This window comes from Aequorivita marisscotiae, from assembly GCF_029814825.1.
GTDB classification, from domain to species: Bacteria; Bacteroidota; Bacteroidia; order Flavobacteriales; family Flavobacteriaceae; genus Aequorivita; species Aequorivita marisscotiae.
Genome location: NZ_CP122379.1, coordinates 1,452,788 through 1,465,929, shown reverse-complemented (window position 1 = coordinate 1,465,929; position 13,142 = coordinate 1,452,788). Strand labels below are relative to the sequence as shown.

Here is a 13,142-nt window from a genome sequence, read left to right as displayed (position 1 = left end):
TTATAAATATTAATAACGAGATTTCCGCTTTCGCGGAAATAATAAAATTCAAAAGTTTATGGCAAAAGATATAAAATTTGATGTAGAAGCCCGCGACAGTATTAAGCGTGGTGTTGATGCATTGGCAAACGCAGTAAAAGTAACCTTGGGCCCAAAGGGTCGTAACGTAATTATTAGCAAATCTTTCGGTGCGCCACAAGTAACCAAAGATGGTGTAACCGTTGCAAAAGAAATTGAATTGGAAGATGCGCTGGAAAATATGGGCGCACAAATGGTGAAGGAAGTAGCTTCAAAAACCAACGATCTTGCTGGTGACGGAACAACAACTGCAACCGTTCTTGCTCAGGCAATTGTAAAAGAAGGTTTAAAAAATGTTGCTGCTGGCGCAAATCCGATGGATTTGAAACGCGGTATCGATAAAGCCGTTGAAGCCATTGTTGCAAATCTTGAAAAGCAAACTACGAAAGTTGGCAATTCTTCTGAAATGATAAAGCAAGTAGCTTCAATTTCAGCAAACAACGACGATGTAATTGGCGATTTAATTGCTAAAGCATTCGGAAAAGTTGGAAAAGAAGGCGTTATCACTGTTGAAGAAGCAAAAGGAACCGAAACTTACGTTGATGTTGTGGAAGGTATGCAGTTTGATCGCGGCTACCTTTCTCCGTATTTCGTAACCGACACAGAAAAAATGCAAACTGAATTGGAAAATCCAATGATTTTGCTTTACGATAAGAAAATTTCATCAATGAAAGATTTACTCCCTGTTCTTGAGCCAGTGGCGCAACAAGGAAAATCTCTTTTAATAATTGCTGAAGACGTAGATGGCGAAGCCTTGGCTACTTTAGTAGTAAACAAACTTCGCGGTTCGTTAAAAATTGCAGCTGTTAAAGCACCAGGTTTTGGCGATAGAAGAAAAGCAATGCTTGAAGATATCGCAATTTTAACAGGTGGTACAGTTATTTCGGAGGAGCGCGGTTTCACTTTGGAAAACACTACTATCGAAATGTTGGGCTCTGCGGAAACCGTAACAATTGATAAAGACAATACTACAATTGTAAATGGTGCCGGTGACAAAAAAGATATTAAAGGCCGTGTAAATCAAATAAAATCGCAAATAGAATCTACAACGAGCGATTACGACAAAGAAAAATTACAGGAGCGCTTGGCTAAATTGGCTGGCGGTGTAGCGGTTCTTTATGTAGGTGCTGCTTCCGAAGTAGAAATGAAGGAGAAAAAAGATCGTGTGGACGATGCGCTTCACGCAACCCGAGCAGCTGTTGAGGAAGGCATTGTAGCCGGTGGTGGTGTAGCTTTAGTTCGCGCAATTGAAGTGCTTAAAAAGCTTACTACTGAAACCTTGGACGAAGCAACAGGTATAAATATTGTTAGTAAAGCAATTGAATCTCCACTCCGCACAATTGTTGAAAATGCTGGTGGTGAAGGCTCCGTTGTAATAAACAAGGTTTTGGAAGGCAAGAAAAACTTTGGTTACGATGCTAAAAGCGAATCGTATGTAGATATGCTAAAAGCAGGAATTATAGATCCTAAAAAAGTAACCCGTATAGCACTTGAAAATGCTGCCTCGGTTGCAGGGATGATTCTTACTACCGAATGTGCTCTGGTTGATATTAAAGAAGAGAATGCAGGCGGTGGCGGAATGCCTCCAATGGGTGGCGGAATGCCCGGTATGATGTAGGATATCGTTGAGACAAGGCATGCCTTGTCTCAACCCAGAATAAGGCATGCCTTGTCTCAACCCAGAATAAGGCATGCCTTGTCTGTACTCAGTACTTAATTAAACCTAACAGGTCCCCGAGACTGGAGACCTGTTAGGTTTTTTTATTTCTTAAAACGTAACCTCAACCTCTACTAACTCTCCCTTTCTATCAATGGTTACGGTAGCCGTTTGCCCCTTATCGAATTTGGAAAGGCTTTTCATATAGCTCATCATATCGGTTACGTCGTGCTCGCCCATTTTTACTACCACGTCGCCTTTTTGCAGACCGGCTTTTTGGGCAGGCTTGTCTTGGCTTACGCCATCAATTCGCATGCCTTTGCCGCTGAAAAGATAATCGGGTACTACTCCTAAAGTTACTTTAAAATCCGGTACCACTTCGCTTTCATTTTTAGTTTTTCTAAATACAAGTTTTGGTTGGCTGTCCAAATCTTTAATAATGCTGAAAATGTAATTTGAAACTAATTTCATTCCTTCAAAATTTACCTTTTCGGTATCGTCGCTCGGTTTGTGGTAATCTTCGTGCTGCCCAGTAAAAAAATGAAGCACCGGAATATCGGCCAAATAAAACGAGGTATGATCGCTGGGGCCAACCCCACTTTCATTTTCGGCAATATTTAAATCGCCAGCATTTGCATTCACTATTTGCTTTAGAACAGGAGAAGTGCCAATGCCATAAACTGCCAAAGTTTTTTCAGAATTTAATCTCCCCACCATATCCATATTAATCATATACGTCACCTTTTTTGTATTGATTGTTGGGTTTTTCACAAAATAATTTGAGCCCAACAAACCTTCCTCTTCTCCCGAAAAAGCAATAAAAAGATAATTATTTTCTTTTGGAGAATTCCTTTTTTGAAGCGAATCGGCTAAATGCAGCATCATCGCCACACCACTGGCATTATCGTCGGCTCCATTGTGGATCGCCTCGCCCTCGCGGTAAAGCGAACCCTCACCGCCCATTCCTAAATGGTCGTAGTGCGCGCCAATAACAACCGTGTTTTCAGCATTGTTGTCTAAATATGCTATTACGTTTTTACCCGTTTGGGTACTATCGTTATTTTCGGTAGTGAATTCCGCTTCTTGATGTGGGTTTTTACTTGCCTTATACGTAAATTTTTGATAAAACCTTTCAGTTCCTTTCGGTTGTAATCCCAAAGTTTCAAACCTGTTTGCAATATATTTTGCGGCTTTCCCTTCGCCTTCAGATCCTGTTTTTCTTCCGTTTAAACTATCGTTGGCTAAAATGGCAACGTCTTCCTGCATGCTAACTTTCTTTACAGATGTGTTTTGTTTGCACGAAAAAACCAGAAGTGCCAGAAATACTATCAATATTGTTCGCATATCGTTATTTTTGCACAAAAATACATTAAATTGAAACATTTGGTGTAACCCGCGCTTTGCGATGGCATATTAATAGTAACGATTCTTATTTCAATTTCTAATAAAATTAAATACAAATGAAATTCATTTATCTACTCCTTCTCTTTTGTCTGTTAACAGCTTGCAAGAATAGCGACAAAAATACTTCAGAAACCCTGAAAGCCACGGCCCAATACGAAGCGGTGCTGGATGAAAAAACGGGAGACACCTTAATTTATTCTGAAGAAAAGCATTTTAAAAATATCCGGCAAGTAACTTTTGGCGGCGATAATGCCGAAGCCTACTGGAGTTTTGATGACAGCAAATTAATTTTTCAAAGCAATTTTAAAAATTGGGGCGTAAACTGCGACCAAATGTTTTTAATGAATGCCGATGAAACTTTTAAAGACAAGCAACCACCTATGATAAGCACCGGAAAAGGCCGAACTACCTGCAGCTATTTTCTGCCAGACGGAAAACATATTGTTTACGGAAGCACCCACTTAAAAGATGAAAACTGTCCGGAAGTACCGGTGAAAAAAGACGGTAAATACGTCTGGCCGGTATATGATAGCTTCGACATTTTTGTAGCAGATTTAGAAGGAAATGTTACCGCCCAACTTACCGATGAACCAGGTTACGACGCCGAAGCAACCGTTTCGCCCAAAGGAGATAAAATTGTTTTCACCTCTATGCGAAGTGGCGATTTGGAGCTTTACACCATGGATATTGATGGAAAAAATGTAAAACAAATAACCAATGAGTTGGGATACGATGGAGGGGCATTTTTCTCTCCAGACGGGTCAAAATTAATTTTCCGAGCATCGCGACCAAAAACTGAAAATGAAATTAAAGAGTACAAAGATTTGCTTGCGCAAGGATTGGTACAACCTACCGAAATGGAATTGTTTATCTGTAATGCCGACGGTAGCGAATTGCGTCAATTAACACATTTAGGAAATGCAAACTGGGCGCCATTTTTCCATCCATCGGGCGAAAAGATTTTGTTCTCCAGTAATTTTGAAGCCGAAAGAGGATTTCCATTTAATTTGTATTTAATTGATATTGACGGTAAAAACTTAGAGCGTGTTACGCACGGCAGAACCTTTGATGCTTTTCCCGTTTTTTCCAATGATGGAAAAAAATTGGCTTTCTCGAGCAATAGAAACAATGGCGGCGGCCGCGACACCAATCTATTTATTGCGGAATGGCAGGATTAAGAGATTGACGATTGTTGATTAACGATTGATGATTGATGATTGGTGATTGACGATTTTGGATTTCATGAATTTCTATTTAACGATTAATTATTACGGTTTGTGAATTTCATTGAACGCTATAAAATTCCTTTACTTTTTTCGATAGCCGCTATCGTATTCTACATCAGTTTTGGATACCATCTAGAGCGCAGTGATTTTCTAAAATTGATTTCGCTATACGTTACCCTATTTTTTATAGCCTATATTTTTATTGAAAGATTAAAACTTAATTTTTGGTTTTTAGCTTGTTTAGGAATAATTTTTCGATTGGTTTTTATGGCCACAATCCCAAATCTTTCGCAGGATTTTTATCGCTTTCTGTGGGATGGCCGCTTGTTGGCGCAAGGCATAAGCCCGTATCTTTTTACACCAGCCTCCTCGATTGCGCTCGGAGTGACAATAGAACAATCAACCGAATTGATTAACGGGATGGGCTCGCTTAATGCAAGTCATTTCAGTAATTACCCACCAATAAACCAATTCTTATATACAGTTGCAGCGTTAATTTCAGGCAAGAGTATTTTGGGCTCTGTTATTGTTTTTCGAGTAATTATGATTCTAGCAGATATTGGTATACTTTACTTCGGAAAAAGATTGTTAGAGAAAATAAATCTTCCGGTAAAGAACATTTTTTGGTATTTTCTCAATCCATTTATAATTATTGAACTAACAGGAAATCTGCATTTTGAAGGGGTAATGCTTTTCTTTTTTATCTGGGCACTTTATTTACTTTTTAAAGGAAAATGGTTTTGGGCCGCAGTTTTAATAGCGGTTTCAGTTTCGGTTAAGTTGATTCCCTTGTTGTTCTTACCATTGTTTTTTAAATGGTTTTCAAAAAAAGAGGTTCCAACTGCGCTCAACCTAACATCTCTCCTAAGTTTTTATGCTGTAATAGGTTTAACTATTTTAATAACTTTTCTTCCCTTTCTTTCTTGGGAATTCATTCAAAACTTCTCTGCAACCATTTCTCTTTGGTTTCAGAGTTTTGAGTTTAATGCGAGCGTGTATTACATAATCCGTTGGATTGGTTTCCAAATTGTGGGTTGGAATATTATTGGAACTGCGGGGAAAATTCTTCCAGTTTTGGTTTTACTATATATTTTGGCGGTTGCTCTATTCAGAAAAAATAAAACACCGCAACAATTAATTACCGCAATGCTTTTTGCAATTTCAGTGTACTTTTTACTGTCAACCACCGTTCATCCTTGGTACATTGCCACGCCGCTTTTGCTTTCGGTTTTTACCAAATATAAATTCCCGATTGTATGGAGTTTTTTAATTGTTTTAAGTTACTCCGCTTATGGAAAAAACGGTTTTGATGAAAAGCTTTGGCTGGTGGCTGTTGAATATATTTTGGTATTTGGTTTTGCCATTTTCGAAATAATTAAAAATGATCTTTTCAATTTAAAAAAGCGGCCAAATATTTTGAAACCTAATTTAAAATGATTATTTTTATACTATTGTAAGTATAAATTTAAACTATCATGAAAAAGCAGTATAATTCCCCTACCACCCTTCATTTTGCCGAAGAGGCGCCAACCCATTTTTATGATGGTAATTTGGCAGTTCCATTGGTAGAAATGACTTCCATTCAAAAAATGCGAATTGTGCGTGGCGGTATTACCAAAGCCTATTTAAAAAAACTAAAGGAAGAAACCGCGCTAGATTATGAGGCTTTGGCGCAGGCACTTTCCGTTACGCGAGCTACGCTTATTAATAAAAGGGGCGAACAAAAATTTAATGATCATATTAGTGAAGGAATAATTGCGGTAGCAGAAATTTATTCCTTTGGATATGGAGTCTTTGAAGATAAGGAAAAGTTCAACCGTTGGATGTTCGCTCCCAACCAAGCACTTGCTGGGGCCAAGCCATTTGATCTTATGGACAATCAATTTGGCCGTGAGGAAATAAGAAATTTAATCGGCCGCATTGCTTATGGCGTTTACTCTTAAAGATGAAAGTTTTTCGAATTGGTAAAACCCAATATGCCCAAGATTTAAACGGAACAGGCTCCAAACTTTTTGGCGGCCGCTGGAACCATGTTGATACGCCATGTATATATACTTCAGAGAGCCGGGCTCTCTCTGTGTTGGAATATGCTGTTAATATAGATTTAGATTATATTCCACGAGCTTTAAGCCTTTGCATTTTCGAAATTGACGAAACACAAATTCATACCCTTCAAATAAAAGATTTACCAGGAAATTGGAGCGAAACTCCAGCACCGAAATCTACTAAAGATTTTGGGTCAAAATTGTTAGAGGATAAACACCCAATCATAAAAATTCCTTCCATTATTATTCCGCAGGAATTTAACTATCTTATAAATCCATTGGCCGAAATTAGCTGTTTTAAAATACTGGAGATTAAAGATTTTGTTTTTGACCTAAGGATTAAAACAAATTGAACAGAACAATAAGCAGCATATATTTTACGACAGTGATAATTTAAAAATATTACTTTTTTACCCGTTCTAATCTATAAAAATCCTTTCTTCTATCTTTTAAATTTCGAACCGCACCAAAAGTATGCAATTCACGAAGCAAATCTATATCCACATCGGCCACTAAAATCATTTCAGTATTTGGGGTTGCTTCTGCTTTAATTCCGTTGTTTGGAAAGGAGAAATCACATGGAGTGAACACAGCACTTTGAGCATACTGAATATCCATATTATGTACTTTCGGTAGGTTTCCAACGCTTCCTGCAATAGCAACATAACACTCATTTTCAACGGCCCGGGCCTGCGCACAAAGACGCACTCGGGAATAACCATTTTGAGTATCGGTAAGAAAGGGGATAAAAAGTATATCCATTCCTTCATCAGAAAGCAACCGGGAAAGTTCGGGAAATTCAGAATCGTAGCAAATTAATACGCCAATCTTTCCGCAATCTGTATCGAATGTTTTTAGGGAATTTCCGTTTACCATTCCCCAAACGCGCTCTTCATCCGGGGTTACATGTATTTTTTCGTAACGCTCCACGCTTCCATCGCGACGACAAAGATAACCTACGTTATAAAGTTTGCCACGAACCATTTCGGGCATACTACCCGTGATGATATTTATATTATATGAAATAGATAGCTGTGACAATCTTTCGGTTATTTCTTTAGTGTATTTAGCCAATTCGCGGATGGCATCTGGCTCGCTCATGTGGTTGTATTTTGCCATAAGTGGTGCGTTAAAAAACTCAGGGAACATTGCGAAATCGCAACGATATCCTGCAACGCTATCTATAAAATATTCGGCTTGGTGCATTAATTCTTCCATTCCGGAATAGCTCCGCATTTGCCATTGAATAAGTCCAAGCCGCACTATACTTTTAATAGCAGAAGGCTTTGGTTTTTTTTCGGGTTTTGTATAATAAATATTGTCCCATTCCATTAAAACCGCGAACTCGCCAGAGGCTTTGTCGCCTTCCAAATAACCTTTCAACACACGCACCGGGTGAAAATCGTTCGAAATTTGAAAATTCAGTACAGGATCGTCAATTTGCTTGCGCTTTACTTTTTCGATGTATTGTTTAGGTGAAAGCTTATCTGAGTGTAAGTGATAATTCGGCATTCTACCCCCAAAAACAATGCTTTTTAAATTTAAGTTTTCGCAAAGTTCCTTTCTATAATCGTACAATCTTCTACCCAGACGCAAACCACGAAAATCTGGACGAATAAAAACGTCTATTCCATAAAGCACATCGCCTTCGGGGTCGTGAATTTTAAAAGTTGGATCGTCTGTAATATCTTGATATGTGTGCTTTTCACCCAATTCATCAAAATCTACAATAATGGAAAGGGCACAGCCAGCTATTTCGCCATCGGCCATAATAACCACCTGCCCCTCGGGAAAAATATCTATCAGATTACCAATCTCATTGATCTTCCAATAACTATTTGGCATACCGCCATAGGATTGTATGGTTGCATTCTTTAATGCTTCGTAGTCTTTAAGAGTTAAAAACTTTAGTTCTATATTATCAATCTTCTGTGGATCCATTATTTTGTTTTTTAACTAAGCTTATTGTTTTTTAAATGAAGAATTTTGTGAGTAGTTTTTAAGCAAGTTGCCTTTCTTCCCTAACTTTTGAGAATCAAACGAAAAATCCGCAGCCAATCTCCTAATCATTTGGTAGGGAAATATTAACTGCGGATTGCCGTATTTAATTTTGCTAACTGGATTACATATCTAAAATATAGGCAAAAACCAATGGCGCTACGATAGTTGCATCACTTTCAATTATAAACTTTGGAGTATTAATATCCAGTTTGCCCCAAGTAATTTTTTCGTTAGGTACGGCCCCGGAATAGCTACCAAAACTAGTAGTTGAGTCGCTTATTTGGCAAAAATAACTCCAAAATGGCGTTTCTGGGCGTTCCATATCTTGGTATAACATTGGCACCACACAGATCGGGAAATCGCCAGCTATACCACCGCCAATTTGGAAGAAACCAATTCCGTCTTTTGAGTTTTCGGTATACCAATCTGCCAAAAATGTCATGTATTCAATCCCACTTTTCATGGTTGAAGCCTTCAGTTCACCTTTTAAAACGTAGCTCGCAAAAATATTACCCATTGTACTATCTTCCCATCCTGGGCAGATAATCGGAAGATTTTTCTCGGCAGCGGCATACATCCAAGAATCCTTTAAATCTATTTCGTAATATTCCTCCATAACACCACTTAAAAGTAGCTTGTACATATATTCGTGCGGGAGGTATCGTTCGCCTTTTGCTTCAGCATCTTTCCAGAGTTTAACTATGTGTTTTTGAATTCTTCGAAAAGCTTCTTCTTCCGGTATACAAGTATCTGTTACCCGGTTCATTCCTCTTTCCAATAAATCCCATTCGTCTTGCGGAGTTAAATCGCGGTAATGTGGCACACGTTCATAATGACTATGAGCTACAAGATTCATAATATCTTCTTCGAGATTTGCGCCCGTACAAGAGATTATTTGCACCTTATCTTGGCGAATCATTTCGGCAAAAATCTTCCCTAATTCGGCGGTACTCATTGCACCAGCCAAAGAAACGAGCATTTTTGAACCTTTTGCAAGTTGCGCTTCATAACCCTTCGCAGCATCTACAAGGGCTGCGGCATTAAAGTGAAGGTAATATTTTTCAATAAATTGTGAAATGGATCCTTTGTTAGTACTCATCTTCTTCTGTGTTAAATTTTGAATTTCCTTTTTTGCCTGTATCGAGTGGCGCGGAAAGGTTAAAGTTACTTTCGTATTCGTCGCCTTCTTCAGTTCCCGAAAATTTATAGGTCAACATTTTATAATAAAGTTTGGCCGCAACAAAATCGGAAGCTTTTTCTTCCGGGTTCGGACAAAGTTCAACAATATCAAAGCCTACCACGTTTCTATCTTCAAATACTTGTTTTAAAAAATCGAGCGTTTCATACCAAAATAGCCCACCCGGTTCTGGTGTTCCGGTTGAAGGAAGAATTGAAGGGTCCAAAGCGTCAAGATCAAAAGTGATAAATACATTTTCACCTAAAGCTTCAATAACTTTATCCATCCAGTATTCATCCTTAGCCATATCATGGGCGAAGAAAACTTTTTCTTCGTCCATTACACGGGTTTCGGCAACATCCATACTTCTAATACCTACCTGCACCAAATTTGTTGTTTGGCTAGCTTCATACACTGCACAGGCGTGATTGCAAGTGCTTCCGTGAAAATCCTTTCGCAAATCTGCATGTGCATCAATGTGCAGGACAGTAAGATTATCGAAACATTCGTTAAATGCGCGAATAGTTCCTATGGAAATGCTGTGCTCGCCACCAAAAATAGTTACGAACTTATTTCGTTTAATATAATCTTTCGTGGTTTTATGCACCTCCGAAACTACAGCCTCGGGCGATGAATTTTCTGTAATGGCATCGGCAAGGTAAACCCCTTGTTTATAAACCTCTGTTTGGGTTTCAATATCATAAAGCTCCATATTTTCCGAAGCATCTAAAAATGCTTCTGGACCTTTGTCGGCCCCTTTTTGCCAAGTGCTGGTTCCATCGTACGGAACTGGGATCAATACAATTTTTGATGTTTCTAGGGCCGCATATTTTTGCGGGATTCCTGCATACGTCTTAGTGCTCATAACCTAAAATGTTTAGCAATTGCTCGCTTGTTTGTTGTTCAGAAAAAAGTTCGGTTGTTATAGTGTTGTTTTTATCTCTATCTATTAAAATATGTTTTGGCTGTGGAATTAAACAGTGCTGTAAGCCCCCGAAACCTCCAATGGTTTCCTGGTATGCCCCAGTGTTAAAAAAGCCAATATACAAAGGTTTTTCCTTTTTAAACTTTGGCAGGTAAATAGCCGCCATGTTTTGTTCGCTGTTATAGTAATCATCACTATCGCAAGTTAACCCTCCCAGCAATACTCTTTCATACTCGTCGTTCCAACGGTTTATGGGCAGCATAATAAATTTTTTACTGATTGCCCAAGTGTCTGGCAAAGTTGTAATAAATGAAGAGTTTATCATATTCCACTTTTCTCTGTCGTTTTGTTGTTTTTGATAGAGAATTTCATAAATAGCGCCACCGCTTTCCCCAACGGTAAAACTACCAAATTCAGTAAAAATATGCGGTACAGGTACATCTGCTTCTTCGCAGGTAATATTAATTTGGTTGAGTATTTCATCTACCATATATTGATAATCGTACTCAAAATGCAGCGAGTTTTTTATAGGAAAACCACCACCGATATTCAAACTATCCAACGATGGACAGATTTTTTTAAGTCGAACATACACTTTTAAGCACTTTACCAATTCGTTCCAATAATAAGCCGTGTCGCGAATACCCGTATTGATAAAGAAATGAAGCATTTTTAAATCTACGTGCTCGTTATTTTTAATTTGCTCTTCGTAAAAAGGAATAATGTTTTTATACCCAATTCCTAATCGGGAAGTATAAAATTCAAATTTAGGTTCTTCCTCCGAAGCAATGCGAATACCTACGCTAAAGTGTTTATCAATACTGTCAGTAAGCAATTCAATCTCCTCGTAATTATCAATAATAGGAATACAGTTTTCGTGACCATCATTAATCAGTCGTGCAATATTGGCAATATACTGCTCGCGCTTAAAGCCATTACAGATAACATAAGTTTTATCTGTAATCTTCCCGGTTTTCTTTAATCGTTCTACAATATCAATATCAAAAGCCGAAGAAGTTTCTATATGAATATCATTTTTTAGGGCTTCGTTTAAAACGTGCTTAAAATGCGAACTTTTTGTACAGTAGCAGTAGTTATAACTGCCTTTGTAATTGTTTTTTTCAATAGCATTTGCAAACCAATTTTTGGCTAAATTTATGTTTTCCGAAATCTTTGGAAGATAGGTAAACTTTAAGGGCGCCCCATAACGCTCTACCAGCGCCATTAAATCTACATCGTGGAATTCAAGGCCATTGTCGCCCAATTTAAACTCTTCCTGTGGAAAATAATACGTTTGGTCTATTAAATCTATATACTTAGTATTCATTATTTAGTTTTGGTTCTATTGTGTAAATTAAAAAAATCTCCTTACGTATGCTCCAAAAAACTGAAGGTATAACATAATATTAACGTGAAGTTTTATATGTGAATAGGCAAAGTGTGTAAAGTATGTTCTTTACCTTTAACAGGATGGCAAGTAGCAATTAAAAGCGCTAAGGTGTTGTTCATTTATAAATTTGTTTCTGAAATTATTCAAAAACCAACTATTTTAAAGATACTATCTGCTAAATATTTACAGTACAAATGTGCCAAAAAAAGTTTAATAATTTACAAAACCTGAAAAATTTTCACTTTAGCTTATAACATGCTAAACATGTTGAGTTCCTTTTCAGTAAGCGTTCTCCATCGGCCGCGCGGTAAATCTTTTTTTGTTAATGGGCCAAGCGTTACACAATCTACACGAACTACATCGTAGCCCAGATGATCAAAGATCGTTCGGATAACACTGTTTCCAGTATGTCTGATTTTTAAACCTATTTCACTTTTTGGCGAATTGTCAACATAACTTATTTGGTCCACAGCTATTTCTTTACCCCCAATGGTAAGACCGTCCTTAATTTTTTGCAGATGTTCGGCTTTCAAATTTTTATCCAATTCAATATGAAAAAGTCTTGGAATTCCTTTTTTCAAGAATTTTTGTACAAACTCATCGTCGTTTGTAAAGAGCAATAATCCAGTGGCATTTCTTCCCAATCTACCAAAAGGTTTAATTTTAGCGGTAGTTGCATTGGCAACCAAATCCATCACTGTCATTCCTTTGGAGTTACTGTCTGTTGTGGCAAAGCCTTTGGGTTTGTTCAATAAAACAAAAGTATTTGGCTCCGGATTCAAGCGGCGACCGTCAAAACGAACGTCGTCTGATAACTGAACCTTATATCCCATTTCATTTATAATTTTTCCGTTTACGGTAACCAAGCCCGTGGCTATAAATGTATCGGCTTCTCGACGCGAGCAAACCCCACTATTGGCTATGTATTTATTTAAACGAATTCCATCTTCAGGATTGCTCTTTTTTATTTCTTTTACCGGTCTTTCTCTTCGGCCTATTTCTTTTCCAGATTTATCGAACCTCAACTTTGGTTTTGCCGAAGGATCTGCTTGTCTAGCCGTTTTTCTAGGTGAAGAATCTGATTTTAATGGAGCATTTCCTCTTGCACTACTTCTATTACGCTGGTTATTTCCACCTCGCCCCGAAGCTTTTCCACTACTTTTATTATCTTGTCTGCTCATAATTAATTTTTTGCAAAGGTAATGAAATAATGTAGGCATTTGCAGTTTATAAAATGTT

The 13,142-nt window shown here is 37.9% G+C and carries 11 protein-coding genes; 5 read left to right on the top strand and 6 right to left on the bottom strand.

Annotated features, from left to right (window positions below):
- Positions 1 to 58 precede the first annotated feature (58 nt).
- On the top strand, positions 59 to 1,696 hold the full coding sequence (gene groL, locus QCQ61_RS06670; RefSeq protein ID WP_279449991.1) for a chaperonin GroEL: 1,638 nt from the start codon (positions 59 to 61) through the stop codon (positions 1,694 to 1,696).
- 150 nt (positions 1,697 to 1,846) lie between these two features.
- Here the strand turns inward: groL and QCQ61_RS06665 are convergent, their stop codons facing one another.
- Positions 1,847 to 3,079, bottom strand: a complete 1,233-nt coding sequence (locus QCQ61_RS06665; protein WP_279449990.1) for a M20/M25/M40 family metallo-hydrolase — start codon at positions 3,077 to 3,079, stop codon at positions 1,847 to 1,849.
- A gap of 116 nt (positions 3,080 to 3,195) precedes the next feature.
- Here QCQ61_RS06665 and QCQ61_RS06660 point away from each other — a divergent pair, with 116 nt between their 5' ends.
- From QCQ61_RS06660 to QCQ61_RS06645, 4 genes are all read left to right on the top strand, one after another.
- On the top strand, positions 3,196 to 4,317 hold the full coding sequence (locus tag QCQ61_RS06660; RefSeq protein WP_279449989.1) for a TolB family protein: 1,122 nt from the start codon (positions 3,196 to 3,198) through the stop codon (positions 4,315 to 4,317).
- 99 nt (positions 4,318 to 4,416) lie between these two features.
- Positions 4,417 to 5,802 (top strand): MptA/MptB family glycosyltransferase, encoded by a 1,386-nt coding sequence (locus QCQ61_RS06655; RefSeq protein ID WP_279449988.1) that lies wholly within the window; start codon positions 4,417 to 4,419, stop codon positions 5,800 to 5,802.
- A gap of 38 nt (positions 5,803 to 5,840) precedes the next feature.
- A complete protein-coding gene (locus tag QCQ61_RS06650) occupies positions 5,841 to 6,308 on the top strand; it encodes an Xre family toxin-antitoxin system antitoxin (protein WP_279449987.1) in 468 nt (155 codons plus the stop codon).
- 2 nt (positions 6,309 to 6,310) lie between these two features.
- Positions 6,311 to 6,763, top strand: coding sequence for an RES family NAD+ phosphorylase (locus tag QCQ61_RS06645; protein ID WP_279449986.1), 453 nt, complete (start codon positions 6,311 to 6,313; stop codon positions 6,761 to 6,763).
- Between the two features lie 49 nt (positions 6,764 to 6,812).
- Here the strand turns inward: QCQ61_RS06645 and QCQ61_RS06640 are convergent, their stop codons facing one another.
- The 5 genes from QCQ61_RS06640 to QCQ61_RS06620 form a co-directional block, all read right to left on the bottom strand.
- Complete coding sequence (locus QCQ61_RS06640) at positions 6,813 to 8,351, bottom strand: GNAT family N-acetyltransferase (protein ID WP_279449985.1); 1,539 nt, start codon at positions 8,349 to 8,351, stop codon at positions 6,813 to 6,815.
- 181 nt (positions 8,352 to 8,532) lie between these two features.
- Complete coding sequence (locus tag QCQ61_RS06635; protein ID WP_279449984.1) at positions 8,533 to 9,510, bottom strand: deoxyhypusine synthase family protein; 978 nt, start codon at positions 9,508 to 9,510, stop codon at positions 8,533 to 8,535.
- Complete coding sequence (speB, locus tag QCQ61_RS06630; RefSeq protein WP_279449983.1) at positions 9,500 to 10,453, bottom strand: agmatinase; 954 nt, start codon at positions 10,451 to 10,453, stop codon at positions 9,500 to 9,502. Before speB ends, QCQ61_RS06635 begins: the two co-directional genes overlap by 11 nt.
- Positions 10,443 to 11,840 (bottom strand): arginine decarboxylase, encoded by a 1,398-nt coding sequence (locus QCQ61_RS06625; protein ID WP_279449982.1) that lies wholly within the window; start codon positions 11,838 to 11,840, stop codon positions 10,443 to 10,445. Before QCQ61_RS06625 ends, speB begins: the two co-directional genes overlap by 11 nt.
- A gap of 311 nt (positions 11,841 to 12,151) precedes the next feature.
- Complete coding sequence (locus tag QCQ61_RS06620) at positions 12,152 to 13,084, bottom strand: pseudouridine synthase (RefSeq protein ID WP_279449981.1); 933 nt, start codon at positions 13,082 to 13,084, stop codon at positions 12,152 to 12,154.
- Positions 13,085 to 13,142: the final 58 nt, after the last annotated feature.